At 70.1% G+C, this 15,721-nt stretch carries 11 protein-coding genes; 8 read left to right on the plus strand and 3 right to left on the minus strand.

All coding sequences use genetic code 11. The features are described from left to right. Positions 1-193: 193 nt before the first annotated feature. Complete coding sequence (locus ABD296_RS31510; RefSeq protein WP_344275427.1) at positions 194-1,003, minus strand: amidohydrolase family protein; 810 nt, start codon at positions 1,001-1,003, stop codon at positions 194-196. A gap of 273 nt (positions 1,004-1,276) precedes the next feature. Here ABD296_RS31510 and ABD296_RS31515 point away from each other — a divergent pair, with 273 nt between their 5' ends. Next, positions 1,277-2,443, plus strand: coding sequence for a Cmx/CmrA family chloramphenicol efflux MFS transporter (locus ABD296_RS31515; protein ID WP_344275430.1), 1,167 nt, complete (start codon positions 1,277-1,279; stop codon positions 2,441-2,443). Here the strand turns inward: ABD296_RS31515 and ABD296_RS31520 are convergent. After that, positions 2,403-3,179 carry an SGNH/GDSL hydrolase family protein gene (locus ABD296_RS31520; protein WP_344275433.1) on the minus strand — a complete coding sequence of 259 codons (777 nt, stop codon included), beginning with the start codon at positions 3,177-3,179 and terminating at the stop codon, positions 2,403-2,405. The genes ABD296_RS31515 and ABD296_RS31520 overlap by 41 nt on opposite strands. Before the next feature lie 376 nt (positions 3,180-3,555). Here ABD296_RS31520 and ABD296_RS31525 point away from each other — a divergent pair, with 376 nt between their 5' ends. The 7 genes from ABD296_RS31525 to ABD296_RS31555 all read left to right on the plus strand — a co-directional run bounded on the left by ABD296_RS31525 (position 3,556) and on the right by ABD296_RS31555 (position 14,443). Then, a complete protein-coding gene (locus tag ABD296_RS31525) occupies positions 3,556-4,839 on the plus strand; it encodes a helix-turn-helix domain-containing protein (protein WP_344275435.1) in 1,284 nt (427 codons plus the stop codon). Positions 4,840-4,852: 13 nt separating this feature from the next. Next, positions 4,853-5,584, plus strand: a complete 732-nt coding sequence (locus tag ABD296_RS31530; protein WP_344275438.1) for a toll/interleukin-1 receptor domain-containing protein — start codon at positions 4,853-4,855, stop codon at positions 5,582-5,584. After that, the gene (locus ABD296_RS31535; protein ID WP_344275441.1) at positions 5,581-7,512 is read left to right on the plus strand and encodes a hypothetical protein; all 1,932 of its coding nucleotides are present in this window, start codon (positions 5,581-5,583) and stop codon (positions 7,510-7,512) included. The genes ABD296_RS31530 and ABD296_RS31535 overlap by 4 nt, the downstream gene beginning before the upstream one ends. Beyond that, complete coding sequence (locus ABD296_RS31540) at positions 7,509-8,531, plus strand: hypothetical protein (protein ID WP_344275443.1); 1,023 nt, start codon at positions 7,509-7,511, stop codon at positions 8,529-8,531. Before ABD296_RS31535 ends, ABD296_RS31540 begins: the two co-directional genes overlap by 4 nt. A gap of 266 nt (positions 8,532-8,797) precedes the next feature. Next, on the plus strand, positions 8,798-10,537 hold the full coding sequence (locus tag ABD296_RS31545) for a serine/threonine protein kinase (RefSeq protein ID WP_344275447.1): 1,740 nt from the start codon (positions 8,798-8,800) through the stop codon (positions 10,535-10,537). 543 nt (positions 10,538-11,080) lie between these two features. Next, entirely contained in the window at positions 11,081-13,603 is a 2,523-nt protein-coding gene (locus ABD296_RS31550; RefSeq protein ID WP_344275450.1) for a DUF262 domain-containing protein, read from the plus strand. Positions 13,604-14,029: 426 nt separating this feature from the next. Then, entirely contained in the window at positions 14,030-14,443 is a 414-nt protein-coding gene (locus ABD296_RS31555) for an NUDIX hydrolase (RefSeq protein WP_344275453.1), read from the plus strand. A gap of 23 nt (positions 14,444-14,466) precedes the next feature. Here ABD296_RS31555 and ABD296_RS31560 read toward each other — a convergent pair whose 3' ends face one another. Further along, complete coding sequence (locus ABD296_RS31560; RefSeq protein ID WP_344275456.1) at positions 14,467-15,708, minus strand: tetratricopeptide repeat protein; 1,242 nt, start codon at positions 15,706-15,708, stop codon at positions 14,467-14,469. Between the last annotated feature and the right edge of the window lie 13 nt (positions 15,709-15,721).

The raw sequence follows: 15,721 nt of genomic DNA on the forward strand, positions 1-15,721 counted from the left end.
GGTCCCGGTCCCCGGCGGCATCGGGCCGCCCAAGGCCGCGCTGGCGGCGGCGCTGGCCGCCGGCGGCGTCCCGCCCGGTCCGGCGCTGCACGCTGTGCTGGTGTTCCGGGCCGCCACGTTCTGGGCGCCCGTCCCGGTCGGACTGCTCGCCTGCCGGACGCTGCGCCGGTGACCGCCTTTACGTTGTAGATCATTAGATCCGGAACACGGCGCGGGCGTTGCCGGACAGGAACGCCTCCCGCGCCGCGTCGTCCAGGCCCAGCCCGTCCAGCCCCCGCAGCGCCCGCTCCGGCGTGATCATCGGGAAGTTCGTGCCGAACATGACCTTGTGGTGCCGGTCCTGCGCCATGTACCGGACGAGCTCCGGCGGGTACCGGCGGACCGTGTACGCCGAGGTGTCGATGTAGACGTTCGGGTGCTTGCGGCACACCGCGACCATCTCCTCCGTCCACGGGTACCCGACGTGGCCGCCGACGATGACCAGCTCGGGGAAGTCCAGCGCGACCTGGTCGACGTACGGGATCGGACGCCCCGTCTCGCTCGGCCGCAGCGGACCGGTGTGCCCGACCTGCGTACAGAACGGGACCCCGAGCTCCACGCATTCGGCGAACAGCGGATAGAACCGCCGGTCCGTCGGCGGCAGCTCCCACAGCCACGGCACCACGCGCAGGGCCTTGAAGCCCAGCTCGTTCACGCACCGCCGCAGCTCCCGGACCGCCTCCATCGGCTTGCGCAGGTCGACCGACGCCACTCCCGCCAGCCGGTCCGGCGCCTGCTCGACGAACGACGCGACCTCGTCGTTGCTCACCAGCGCGCCCTCCGGGCCGTACCAGGCGCTGATCAGCCCGACGTCCACCCCGCCGGCGTCCATGGCGCCGACCGTGACCGAGACCGGCACCTCCTCCTCCGGCGGTTTCTGCCCGGTCCACCGCCACAGCGAGTCCAGCATCTCGTGCCGCAGGAACCGGACCGTTCCATGCTGCATCCACGCGTCGACGATCATCGACGTCTCCTCTCGACCAGGCGATTATCGTGTGCGGCCCACGGCGCCGCGCTGGTACCCTCACGATCATGTCCGGCCCGGAGGCGAACAGACGCTGACCCCCGGCGCGCGCGGCCCCTCGACGGCCGCCGCGCCGCGGTGCGGGCCGCCCTCGACGCCATCGCGTCTCCCTGAGGGCCTCTTCCTTGTGGCCGCCGCCGTCGATGACGGCTCTCCGCGGCACCGCCCCCACCGATTCAGCGCACCCCTGTTCGCCGTCTCGGGAGTTCTGCCTTGCCTCTCGCCGTCTACGTCCTCGGGCTCGCCGTGTTCGCCCAGGGCACCTCCGAGTTCATGCTGTCGGGCCTGCTGCCCGGCATCGCCGCCGGCCTGCACGTGTCCGTGCCCGCCGCCGGGCTGCTCACCTCCGCCTTCGCCATCGGCATGGCGGTGGGCGCGCCGGCCATGGCGCTGCTCGCCCGCGGCCGGCCGCGCCGCCGCGCGCTGCTGGCCTTCCTGTGCGCCTTCATCGCCGTCCACGTGATCGGCGCCGTCACCACCAGCTACGCCGTCCTGCTCACGACCCGCGTCGCCGCCGCCCTCGCCAACGCCGGGTTCTGGGCCGTCGCGCTCGCCGCCGCCGTCGCGCTCGTCCCGCCGGACGCCCGGGCACGAGCGACGTCCGTCGTGGTCGGCGGCGTCACCGTCGCCTGCGTCGCGGGCGTCCCCGCCGGAGCGCTGCTCGGCGAACACCTCGGCTGGCGCTCGGCGTTCTGGGCGGTGGCGCTGGTGTCGCTGCCCGCCGTCGCCGCCATCGCCCGGACGATCCCGGACGACCGCTCCCCCGCGGCGGGCACCGCGAACGAGCTGCGCGTCCTAACCTCCCGGCCGCTCCTGCTCACCCTGGCGATGAACGCGCTGTTCCAGGGCGCGACATTCTGCACCTTCACCTACCTCGCACCGCTCGCGACGCACGTCACCGGCCTGCGCACCGCCTGGGTGCCCGCGCTGCTGGCGCTGTTCGGCCTCGGCTCCTTCGCCGGAGTCACCATCGGAGGCCGCATAGCCGACACCCATCCGCGCATCCTGACCATCGCCGGGATGACCGCGCTGGCGGCCGGCTGGACGGCCCTGGCGCTGACCGCCGGGTCCCCCGCCGCCGCGGTGCCGCTGGTGTTCGTCCAGGGCATGCTGGCGTTCGGCACCGGCCCCGCGCTGATCACCCGCGTCCTGCACCTGGCCGCGGACGCACCGGCACTCGCCGGCGGCCTCACCACCGCCGCGTTCAACGTCGGCGCGACGATCGGCCCGTGGCTCGGCGGCCTGGCGATCGGCGCGGGCCTCGGCTACCGCTCCCCCGCCTGGGTGAGCGCCCTGCTCATGGCGGGCGCCCTCGCCACGGCGGCGTTCGCCCTGCGGGTCAGGTCTGCGCCTGCAGCGACGCCTTCGCCGACCCGGTGAGCGCGGGCAGGTAGCCCAGCCGGTGCCCCGTGGCGGTCGGGTGGTAGCTGGAGCCGATCGGGATCGTCACCGCGTGCAGCCAGTCGTCGCCGGAGCACAGCTCGTGCCCGGCGAACTCGTCGCGGACGTCCGACCAGGTGAACCCGGCCCGCCCGGCCGCCGCCTTCACGGTGCCGTCGAGCACGTCGGCGGCACCGTTCAGCGCCGTCCGCTTGGCGTTGCTCAGCCCCACGCACACGCTCACGATCTTGTAGAGGTGCGGGTACCCGAGCACCACCACCCGCGCGCCCGGCGCCTTGGCCCGGACCTTGCCGTACAGCGAGTCGAGCCTGCCGGGCAGCGTGTTCTTCATGAAGCTCTCCGCCGAGGCCACCGCGCTCTCGCACGTCGACGCCGAGTGCAGCACGCACGTCTGCATCACGTCGCTGAACCCGGCGTCGTTCCCCCCGACCGTCATGCTGACCAGCGTCGTGGCCGAACTCAACGCGCCGAGCTGCCCCGACGCCACGGTCGAGGTCGTCGCGCCCGAGCACGCGACGAACTTGAACGAACTCGTCGTGTGGGCCGCGGCCCACAGCTCCGCATAGGCGTTCTTGCTCCGGTTGCACGACCCGCTCGCCGGGTCGTAGTCCCCGGCCCCCGTACCGGACGAGTACGAATCGCCGAGGGCGACGTAGTTCGTCCCGGCCGCCGAGGCGGCACCGGACCAGGTGATCATGCCGGCGGCGAAGGTCACCGCACCGAAAGCGGCCAGACAGGGGCGGGAGAGACGCATCTGCACTCCGGGGCGACGTATCGAATTGTGTCCCCCACCACGTACCCGCCCGGCCATTCCCCCAAGCCCCGACCTGATCAACTTTCTTTCGTCACATTCCGCCATTGAAATGGCGGATAACAAGGCATCCCCACATACGCCGCAAACCTGGCGATCACCCTGGCCACACCGGCACCACCCGCCCCATCCGCCGTCTGCTCCGCTTCGGGACGCACCGGACCCGCCGTTTCCTCCGAACCATAAAAGGCGAAACGGGAAACGCCCCCATTCCTCTTGCGAGCCGCCCGCCGGGAACGCACTCTTGCTCCCGATGAGCCCCGCTGTTCGGATGGACGGCATGACGGTTCGCATGAACGACGGTCCAGCGGATTTCGGGAAAGAGCTTCGGAGGAGGCGGCTCGCGGCGGGCATGTCGCTCGCGCGCCTCGCCGCCCGGGTGCATTACAGCAAAGGGCACCTGAGCCTGGTCGAGCGCGGACTCCGGCCTCCGGCCCGGGATCTGGCGCGGCTCTGCGACACCGAACTGCGCGCGGACGGCGCGCTCGCGGCGCTCGCCGCCGGTCCCTCCGGGCCCGTGCCGGGAGGGCTCGGAGACCGGGAGGCGGAGGTGTGGCTGATGCGGCTGTCGGCGGACGGCCCGAGCTGGTTCCAGCCCGTGAGCCGGCGGCAGGCGGTGGCCGTCGGCGCCGCGTCCCTCGCGGGCCTCGGGATCGGCCACGCCGGACCGGCGGCCGCCGACAACCCGACGCTCCCGGGCCTCTACCGGTCGATGCTCGCGCAGTACCGGCAGCTCGGCCAGGCGGTCGCCCCCGGCCTCGTGCTGCCCGTCCTCATCGCCCAGACCCACACGCTGCGCGAACTGGCGTCGCACGCCGGCCCGCGTACCCGCCCCGATCTGCTGCGGCTCGCCTCCCGCTACGCCGAGTACGTCGGCTGGCTCGTGCAGGAGACCGGCAACGACGAGTCCGCGCTCTGGTGGACCCGGTACGCGGCCGCCGGCGGCGACCAGGAGCTCACCGCGTACGGGCTGGTCCGCCACGCGCTGGTCACCCTCTACCGGGACGACGCCCGGAGCACGATCGACCTCGCGAGGCGGGCGCAGGCCGGCCGGGTCTCGCCGCGCGTCCTCGGGCTCGCCGCGCAACGGGAGGCACAGGGGCACGCCCTCGCCGGCGACCACGACGCCTGCATGCGCTGCATCGATCGAGCCCGGGACCTGCTCGCCGCCGCGTCGCGCGAACAGGAGACGCCGGTCCTCGGCACCACGAACGTGGCCGATCCGGCGGAGATGGGACGCGGCTGGTGCCTGTACGAGCTGGGACGTCCGAAAGCGGCCGCCGAGATCCTGGACGCCCAGCTCGCCCGCGTACCGCCCGATGCCGTCCGCACCCGCACCCGATTCGGCATGCGGCGAGCGCTGGCGGTGGCTGCGTCGGGGGAGATCGACCGCGCCTGCGAGCAGACCCGCGAACTCCTGGGCGGAGCGGCCACCGTCGCCTCCGCCACCATCGCCACGGACCTGCGCAAACTCGCGCGGACGCTGTCGCGCCATCCGACGAGCCCGTCCGTGCGCGAGCTGGCGCCCGAGCTCGGAACGGCCCTGCGGAACTCGAGCCCATGAAAGGGGACGGGACATGCACGAGGTATTCATCAACTACCGCACCGGGGACGGCGACGAGGCCGCGTTCGCGATCGAACGCGAACTGTCCGGACGCTTCGGCCCCGAAGCGGTGTTCCGTGCGTCCAAATCCATCGGTGCGGGAGAGGACTTCAACAGGGAACTGCTCCGCGCCGCCCAGAACTGCACCGTCCTGCTGGCCGTCATCGGCCCGGACTGGCTCGGTCATCCGCGCCTCCGGGACGAGAACGACTGGGTGCGGCGAGAGATTCTGGAGGCGTACGCCAACGCGGCGATGGTCATCCCTGTCCTCAAGGGCAGGTTGACGGAGCGGCTTCGCAAGGACCTTCTCCCCCCGGAGTTGGGCCGCCTCGCCGACGCCCAGTCGCTTCGCCTGGACGTCCGGGACGGCGAGTCCGGCCTCGCGCGCATCGCCCAGGTCGTCGCGAAGGCGGTCCCGGCCCTGAGGGACGCCGCCTCCGCCGACGCGCCGGGGAAGGACTCGGTGCGCAATTCGTCCTCCGACGCGTCCGGAACCGTCGTCCAGGCACGCGACATCTCCGGCGTCGTCGGCAACCCCGGACCGGTGATCCGGAACGTCCACGGATCCGTCCATGCCGGTTCCGGTGACATGAACAACTATTCCCAGACCTTTTCCGGCGACGGCGCCACCTACATCCAGGGCGATCACCACGGGAACATCGCCCACCGGTTCGGCGGCAAGAGCGACGACGGAGCCGATCGATGACCACGCAAACCGGCCCGCAAATATCCCATGCCCACGGCCCCGTACAAGCGGGCGACGCTCCGCAGAACAATTACAACTACAACTACATGTTGCGGGATTCGAAAGGGAGGGAGCCCAGGAAGAAGGACATCGACGAACTCGAGTGGCTCTGGCAGCGTTTCGTCGAACCACCCGGGCTCGGCACGGCACGCGACGTCCTGAAGCGGCACAGCACCGTCTTCCTCGAGGGGCTGCCGGGCAGCGGAAGGCTCGCCGCCGCGAAGATGCTCCTGTGGCAACTGGCGCAGCGTCCCGTCCACGAGATCGTGCTGCAGGACGAAGAGCGATCGAGCTGCCTGGACCTCGATCACGTCGGCGAATCCGACTGCATCCTGCTGGACCTTTCCACTGCCAGCGAGAACGACTGGAACAAGGTGCACGGCGAACTGTCCAGCCTGCGCAGCCGGACCCGCGACAGAAACGGCCATCTGGTCGTCGTCCTGCCGCCCAGGAACGCATCGCCCCGCAAAGAGTTGGAACTCGAACCAGAACTGCTGCCGTTCTGCGTCGAACTCGGCGAGGTTCCATCCGACACCGTGTTCCGGCGCTACCTCAAGCAGGACGATGTGCCCTTCCCCACGCCGCTGCCCTCGCTGCCGCCGCTGACCGCGCGCCCGTCTCTTGAGAGGGTCGCCCGGTACGCGCACTTCGTCGTGGTGGAGCACAAGAAGGGAATAGGAGGCAGCAGCTTCACCGAGTGGTGCGAAGTCGCAGAACGCGCCCTGTCCGGTCACCGCGATGAGCTCGCCAGACACATCGCCAAGCTGACGCGAGGAACACAACGAGCATTCCTGCTCGTGACCGCGATGTTGCACGGCGCACATGCCGAGACGGTGTATCGGGGCGCCACAGAATTCCTGCGAATCATGGAGCAACCACCGGAGGACGTTCCGCTTCTGGAGCATTCGCCTCTTCAGCAGCGGCTGGCCGACGTCAACGCGAGCCTCGACGACTCGGGTCACGTCCACTTCGAAGAAACCGGCTACGACGCTGCGGTCCGGTCGTACATCTGGACGCACCTGCCTTTCCTTCAAGGGCACATCCGCGAATGGGTCGCCCGGACGGCCCAGGACGCGAGCCTCTCCGACACCGAACGAACGGATCTGATCGGGCGTTTCACCGCGCTGTGCCTCACCGACCGGCACTGCGGCCTTCTGCCGAAACTCGTGGAGAACTGGACGGAGAAACCGCCCTCCCGCCCGAGGATCGCGGCGGCGGCCCTCGTCCTCCAGGACGGACTGCGCCACCGCGCGCACGGCCGCTTCTTCCGCCGGAGGATCTACGAATGGTCCAAGCGGCATGATGCGCCGCCGGCCCTGGCCGAGGTCGTCATGGTCGCCTGCCGGGACGAGATGGTGGTGAGCCATCCGGACGAAGCGATCGTGCGCCTGCACCACCTGGCCAGGCGCGAGCGGGGCACGCGCGCTCGCGACGCCCTGACCGCCCTGGTTCGCGACAATCCTCGTCTCCTCCGCCAGATGCTCGACCGCGTCACGCTGCCGAGCACGGACGAACGGCGGCGGGCCTCCGACGCACCGATCTTCCTCGCGCTCGCCGACCCGGCGCTCTTCACGTCCCCGGGTGCGCGCGGGCGTCCGCTCCTCGACGATGCGGCGGTCCAGGCAGGGCTGACCGACGGCTGGGACCGCGCCATCGGCTCGCTCCCCGAGGAAGCGTGGGCGCCGGCCGCACGCGCCTGGCTGCGTTACGCCTTGGACGACGGGCGACATCGGGACCTGCTGCTCGACCTGCTCATCGCCGGATGCGCGCACCGGCCGCGCGTCCTGGCCCGGATGTACACGCTCGCGCGCGAGGCCGCACCGCACGCGGACCTGGAGGATCTCGTGCTCCGCAAGATCAGGACGGGCAGGAGGTCCGGTTCCCTATGAGCGAATTCGACAAGATGCGCCGCCTCGATGCGGGTCGCGTTCCGCCGGTGTTCTTTCCGCTGCTGATCGGCGGGCTGCTGCTCGCCACGCTGATCCTGCTCGCGCCGGTCTTCGTCTGGGGACCGGTCCTCGCAGTCGCAGCGCTCGCCGGGCTCGCGGTCGTCGCGCGCCGGACGTTCCGCCGTGCGCCGCCGCCCGAGTTCAGGTACGTGCCCGACGCTCCGCCGTCCACCGAGATCGGCCGCATCACCGAGGTGCGTCTGCCGAGCAACCGCCCCGACTACTTCTTCGTCTTCTCCGCGAACGTAGTGTGGACGCGTTCGAACGGGATCGTCGAAGGCTCGGCGATCAATCTGGACGCCGTCGCGCGGAACGCGATCGTCCGGCGTGCGCGTGACATCGTCCGGCGCTGGGATCCCGAGCACGTCTCGCTGGTGGCGCACGAACTCGCCTGCGCGCTGGCCGAGATGCAGCCTGACGCCACCGGCCGCCTCCGGGCCATGGCCCAGGCGGTCAAGCTCTCCGTCCCCGAGGATGACCGGCAACGACTCGACGAACTCGCCACGGTGCGCAAAACGGAGGCCGTCTGGGAGCACGAACGCAAGCAGGAGCAGAGCCGGCGGCGCTACCTCGGCGAGGACGCCCTCAAGGACCCGGGCAGCGCCGTCGTGTGGTGGCTGGCCCGCAACGACGGGCGGCTGGACGGCACCGTCGAGCACATCGACGACCTGAAAGACCTGGCCGACGTCGCGAACAACGTCCAGCCGCCGCCCGAACCGGAGAGGTCCGCCGCCGACCACTTCGGCGCCATGCTGGACCGCCTGGGACTGTCCACCGATGACCCGCAACGCAACCTCGTCGCCCGCGAATTCGCCGACACCATCGCGCACAACGGCCACCCCGGCGTGGCCGACGAGATCAAGGCCCGCTTCGACCCGCCGCGCACCCCGGACGACGCCGACGTGTCCGGCTCCGCACCCGGCCCGGAGCCCTGGCCACCCTCGGACAGCGATCGCTGACGAACCGGGCGGCGGTGACGGAACCGCAGCGCTCACACTCGGAACGCCGGCCGCCACCGAACGGTGACGGCCGGCGTTCGGCCGCGCACGTGCGCCGGTTAGCAGAATGCGCGGCGCGCCGTTCCGGATCACCGCTGCGCCCCGTAAACGGGAGCCTGCGCTGAACCGTCCCACTGAACGGCGGCGGCCACTGCCGCCACTTTTCCCACAGTTGAAGAAAGGCCGGGCCGCATGCCCCGAGAAGTCCGTCCCGACGGCGGTCGTCCATGACCGGCAGCAGGCCGCTGACATCGAGGGACCCGGAGCGGCTCGGCGAGCACCGCCTCCTCGGGCGGCTCGGCGAGGGCGGCCAGGGCGTCGTCTACCTCGCCGAGGACCCGTCGGGCCGGCAGGTCGCGCTGAAGGTCCTGCACGACCGCGGGGGCTCGCGCGACGGATTCCTCAGGGAGATATCGGCGGCCCGCAAAGTGGCGCCTTTCTGCACCGCCGAGATCCTGCGCGTCGGCGAGGACGATGGCCTGCCCTACGTCGTCACCGAATTCATCGACGGCCCTTCATTGCGCGAACTGGTGGACGACACGGGCCCGCAGAGCGGTCCCGCGCTCTACCGCCTCGCGATCGGGACGGCGACGGCGCTCGCGGCCATCCACCAGGCGGGCATCGTGCACCGCGACTTCAAACCCGGCAACGTCCTGGTCGGCCCGGACGGCCCGCGCGTGATCGACTTCGGCGTCGCGCGCTCCGTCGACGCCACCGTCACCGCCGCGAGCACGGTCATCGGCACCCCGTCCTACATGGCCCCCGAGCAGCTCGCCGGCGCGGCCGTCGGCCCGCCCGCGGACGTCTTCGCCTGGGGCGCGACGATCGCCTACGCCGCCAGCGGCCGCCCGCCCTACGGCCAGGACACCATCCCCGCCGTGATGAACCGCATCGTCAAGGGCAAACCGGACCTTGGCGGCCTCACCGGTCCCCTCCGCGATCTGGTCGCCGAGTCCTTGCACAAGGACGCGTCCCGTCGCCCCGAAAGCCGGGACCTCCTCCTCCGCCTCCTCGAACACTCCCAAGGCCCCGTCGCCGCCCCTGAAGCCCTCGCCCAAGGCCGCGCCCTCGCCATGGCGGACGACCGGACCCTCACCGACCGCACTGCCCGCTGGGCAACCGCGCAAGCCCCGCGGCGCCCGCTCTTCCAGCGCCACATCCTCCTCACCGGCATCGCCGCCGCGACCGCCCTCCTGGTCCTCACCACCGCCCTCGCCATCCGCCACCGCACGTCCCCGAACCGCGCTCACCCCATGGCCGCCTCAAGCGGGGGAGCCGCCCCTCTCCCCGCCGCGCGTGCGGCCGTTCCGACCGCGGATCCCACCAGCCCGACACAGATCGCCAGTGCCATCGAACGCGCGGTCGCTCAACGCGAAACCGCCGCCTTCACGGCCACGGGCGCTTTTCCAGAAGGAGAGGACGCCTTTGAGGCACACGGAAGGCTTCACTACCGGCAAAGAGAGAGCACCAATTACGATCTCACGGTCCGGAACCCCAACATCACCGACGACTACGCGCAACGCCTGATCATCCTCGGGGACTGTGCCTACTACCGGGACAACCCGAAGCACTGCGCGCACATCACGGCCACGGCGACCGAACTCGACGACCCCCACCTATGGATGGCCGGCGACGTCCGCTGGGTCAGTTCACCGTACAACCTGCAGGAACTCCTTCAAAACTCCACTTCTCTAACGCATGGCAGTGACGTCGGAACGATCACTTACCGAGGCACCGCATCCGGCGCCGCGATGGCGGCCGGCGGTCCGGTGGCCGCCTTCTACAGATCATTCGGCAACAAGGTCACGAAGATAACCTTCACACTCGTCATCACCCGCGACCACCTGCCGAAACGCCTCGACCTCGATCTCTGGACGACCGTCGAGCCCAAGGTGATCTACCACTCGCTCTTCACCGCCGCCTACAGCGACTGGGGCAAGAGCGGAACCATCACCAGCGCCTACTGACCAATGACGAAAGACCACCAAATCACTGGATACGTCTGCGCCTTCTGCACGAACGATATCCCTATGTCTTCACCGGACCTTCGTCGGCTGAACATCGAGACCATGGACGGGTTCCCCTCCCAGGAACTCTTCGCCCACCGCGCGTGCCTGGCCCGAGCCATTTCACCGGAGATCCCCCTGGGCGAGGTACTCGACGAAGACCCATGAGCGTCACGTCTTGGCAGACTCCCGGTCGCGATAACCACCGACATTCCGCGTCCGGGAACCTGCGACAGGATCGAGCGCGCTCTTCAGCGGTTCGGCGTCCGGCTCTGGCAGGCGCAGCAGGGCCCGGCGGAGCCGAACGCTCCGACCCCGGGCGTTGCGCTCCTCCCCCAGCATCCACGCGATCGCGTCCCGATCCCCGGAGGGTCAGCGGAGACGCCACGGCAGAGGGCAACGACCCGATCACGCTCCCACCGAAGGGACGACAGGGCCGCCCGGCGAATGTCAGCATTGACTGGTAAAAGCGCGGACGGGACGGCGTACTCGGCAGGGGGAAGAATGAAGGCGGGAGAAAGCACACTGCGCAAGCTGATCCAGGGAGAGCAGCAGTTCGTGGTGCCGCTCTACCAGCGCACGTACGCCTGGGGACCGCAGCAGCTGCGCACCCTTTGGTCGGACGTCCTGGATCAGGCGGACGGTCTCGCAAAGGGCCGCGACTCCGGTCATTTCCTGGGGTCGATCGTGCTGGCACCCGGGCCCGACCTGGCCCCGACGAACTCGCAATGGATCGTGGTCGACGGGCAGCAGCGGCTGACGACGCTTCTCCTGGCCCTCTGCGCGATCCGCGACCATCTCGCGGCCGAGGATCCGAGCAGCCTGGACCGGATCAACGAACTGCACCTGATCAACAAGTGGCGGCACGGCGACCTCCGTTACCGACTGCTCCCCACCCAGGCGGACCGGGCCGCGCTCATGGCCCTCATCGACGGGCAGATCGACCAGCGGGTGACCGGCCCGATCGCCGACGCCTACGGGTTCTTCCGCGCGCAACTGGTCGACGCCGACGACCCCGCGGACCCGCACGACATCACGCGGATCGAGAACGTGATCCTCGACCGGCTGAGCCTGGTCCAGATCACCGTGGAGTCCGACGACAACGCGTTCCGGATCTTCGAGTCCCTCAACAACACCGGAACGCGGCTCAGCCCGGTCGATCTGATTCGCAACTACGTCTTCATGTGCCTGCCGAACCGCGGACAGTACGTCTACGACATGTACTGGCTGCCACTCCAGGAAAAGCTCCGGGACCAACACGGGACGCAGGCTCTCGAACTGCTCATGTATCTCGTCCTCGTGCTCAGACTCGGCGAGGACGCGAAGTACTCCGACGTCTACCGCGGGCACCAGGAACTGCTGGACGAAACGGCGGGCGACGAGGCCAAGGTCGAGGCCTACGTCGCCGATCTCGCGAGAAGGGCCGCGCACCTCAAGCTCGTTCTGGCACCGGAAACGGAGAAGGATCCGCGGATCCGGGACAGGTTCCGCTTCCTGAACCAGTGGCAGGCACAGACGACCTACCCGGCCATCATGAAGCTGCTGGAACTCCGCGAGGACGGCGACGCCACCGATGACGACGTGGCCGCTTCCCTCGCTTACATCGAGAGCTTCCTCGTGCGCAGGCTGGTTGGCGGAATCCCGACCCGAAATCTGAACCGGATCTTCCAACGGCTCACCGGCCAGCTCCCAAGGGACGAATCCGTGCCCGAGGCCGTGCAGGCCGCGCTTTCGCCCGCGCGCTCGTACTGGCTGGACGACGACGAGCTGCGGGCCGCGATCCGCAGCAGCAAGTTCTACTGGCAGGGCCGGGCCGGGCAGAAGAAGCTGGTGCTGGGGCGTCTCGCGGAGACGTACCCGGGCGGCGAGCCGGTCAGGCTGGACGACAAGCGGATCACGATCGAGCATGTCCTCCCGCAGCACCTCACCGACGCCTGGCGCGAAGAGCTCCGCGCGAACGGGGAGGATCCCGAGCTGCTGCACAAGGAGCTCGTGCACACGCTCGGGAATCTCACGTTGACCGCCTACAACTCCGAGCTCGGAGACCTGCCGTACGAGCATAAGCGGACCAGGCTGGGCCAGACGGGGATCGCGATGACCCAGGCGATCGTGGAGCGGCCGCACTGGGGCAAGAACGAGATCCTGACCCGCGCCGACGAGCTGGCGGACCGCGCGATCGAGCTCTGGCCCGGCCCCGCCCAACGCGAGCCGGACAGGTCGGCGGGCCGGGACTGGACACTGCTCCACAACGCCTTGGCGGCCCTGCCGACCGGCACCTGGACGACGTACGCGGAGGTCGCCGAGCTGACCGGGTCCGCGGCGCTGCCGGTGGGCGTCCACCTCGCCAACGTCCCGGTGCTCAACGCCCACCGGGTCCTCACCAGCGAGGGACGCCCGGCGAAGGGGTTCCACTGGCATGACCCGGACGACGACCGTGACGTACACGACGTGCTGGCCAAGGAGGGGATCACGTTCGACGAGTCCGGACGGGCCGACCTGGCGCAGCGGATCTCCGCGGCGGAACTGGCCGAGTTGCTCGGCCTCCCGGGCGCGGAGGACATGCAGGCACCCGAGATCGTGGACGTGGATCCCGGGGAGATGTCCAAGCACGAGCACCGGTTCCACAGCCAGGTCGTCGAACGCAACGGCCCCGAGGTGGCGGGGGCGGTGGCGAGGTTGCTGGACCACTGGTCCGCGCTGGGTCTCGGTTGCAGTTTCGGCTCCGCCGCGACCGCACGCTGCACACCGTCGCTGGGACGCGACGGCCGCGGCTACTGGCTCCTCAACATCTACCCGGACGGCGTCGAGGTCCCGTTCTCGCCGTTGACGACTCGGCCCCCGTTCGACGATCCGGAGGTGCGGGACCAGCTGCGCCGGCGACTCAATGAGGCACCGGGCATCGACATCCCCGCGGCGAAACTGGCGCTCTACCCCAACTTCCCGATCTCACGTCTGGCGGACCAGCCGGTCTGGGACGTGGTGGTGGCCACTCTGGACTGGTTCGTCCACATGACCCGGAACGGATAGCGCCGCCCGGCGGTACCGGCGACCACCGAAGCGACGGCCGCTTCGCGGACCGGCCAGCCCCCTTGCGGTAGCGCTCGTCTTCGCAGACAAGCACGTCGAACGGCATGGACGACCAGCGGCTCAGCGCGCCCTTCTCCCGGTCGACGACCAGCAGGGGCTCACGTGGTCGCCGCTGTCGAGGGCGCAGCGGACCAGACATCCGTCCGGGAACTCCCTGACGACCAGAGGGACGGAAGCCGGCGGCGAATTGGGCGTCGGCACGGCGCCCGGCTTCGGCACGGTCGACGGCGCCCACGGAGTAGGCGGCGAGGACATCGGAAACGCTTGCAGCGGTCGTCAGCCGGGAGTCCGTGGGACGATTCGGAGGTGAGCAGGGGCGTGGCGCGGCGGGCGGCCGTTTGGGGTTGGCGGAGGTTGGGCGGGCGGATGCAGTGGCGGCTCGCCCGTTTCCGGCACCACACGTTCCTGGTCTACGCGGCCGGGGTCGTCCGGGACGATCAAGGGCGGATCCTGCTGCTGCGGCACCGGCTCTGGCCGGAGTACCGCGCCTGGGGCCTGCCCGGCGGGTACGTCAACGCGGGCGAGCGGCTGGAGGACGGCGTGGCCCGCGAGATCCGCGAGGAGACCTCACTGGAGGTGGAGGTCGCCGGTCCTCCGGTCCGGCTCGCCAGTGGTTTTCGGTACCGGGTAGAGGCGTACTACGATGCCCGCGTCACCGGCGGGCGCCTCGAACTCGATCCGGCGGAGATCCTCGAGGCGCGCTGGTGTGACCCCGACGAGGTCCCGGACGAGATGTCCCCCTGCCTGCGGCCGGTCGTCCTCTCCCTGTTCCGCTCGTAACCGTCTGCCAGCCGCGCGCCGGTTCACGTCCAGACTCTGGGGCGCACATGGTCGGCACCGCACGTGCACGCGACCTGCGGCCGCGGGCGGGAGCGCCGCGGGACCACGCCGATGTGCGGAACCAGTGTCAAGATCGTGCGGATCTTGCCGAACGCGGGGCGCCCGTTCTCGATCAGCTCGGTCACGAGGAGTGTGACGGCGGCGCGCCAGAGAAGCCGGAACGCTCGGAACGGCCGTCGGTGCGACAGATGCAGCCGTGCCAGTTCGAAGGAGTACTGGATCACTCCGCGCGAAAAGGAGGTCCCCGCGGCCTTGCCCAGGGCCGATTCGAGAAGCTCGAATGCCTTGTCCGGACGCCCGGCCTTCAGTTCCCAGCGGGCCGACGCGTGGTCGAGCTGCGCCTCGCCGTTGCTGACCTGATAGACGCGGCGGAAGAAGTACGCGCATTCGTTCAGGTGGTAATAGGCCTCATCCTGCTCCCCGTACTCGATGAGGATCTCGGCAATGCGAAGGTGATGGAAGCCCCGCCCGGTGAGGCGGCCGGTGGACAGCTCCTGCGCTTCGAGGTACTGCTCGATCGCCTCTCCGAATTCACCCCGGCTGTAGGCCAGACGGCCGAGATAGTGGTGGGCCTGGGCCGCCGACTGGGCGACGTCCGGGTCGTCGCGGTAGGGCTCGGCCTCCTGGATCGCCTGGCGGAACAGTTCTTCGGCCCTGCCGGAGTCCGCGTAGAAGTACGACATCGCCCTGCTGCAGTGCAGGTCGGCACGGTATCTGTCCGTGTCACGTGATCGCCGCATCAGGTTCTCGCAGCCGTCCAGGACCGAATGGGCGGCGCGGTATTCGCTGGTGTCGATATGGAATTTGGCCAGGATCAGTTCCGCGCGCAGCCGCTCCAGCGCGTCCTGGGACGACTCGACCGCCTTCCGTATGCTGCGCCGACGGCGTTCACCGCCGTTGTCGTAATGAGCGTGGTATGCCGCCACAAGCAGCCAGAGGTCGGCGACCCGCACGCCGGCGCTCATCAGCGTTCCGACCGCGGTCTCGGCGACCCCGGCAAAGGCCTCGTCCGACTGCCCCCGCCCGATCCCCTGGGTGATCCTGGCCTCGAGTGCCCTGCGCACCAGTTCGGCGAACAGCGGGTGGCGCGGATCCATGCACTGGCCGACGGCGTTCGCCAGGCTGTCGAACAGGTTGCCGGCGTCGCCGTTGGCCAGATCGTGTTCGATGGCCCGCGGGAGCAACTCCAGTGCCCGGGCACGCATCCGCCGTTTGAGG

This window comes from Actinomadura napierensis (assembly GCF_039529375.1).
Classification (GTDB): Bacteria; Actinomycetota; Actinomycetes; order Streptosporangiales; family Streptosporangiaceae; genus Spirillospora; species Spirillospora napierensis.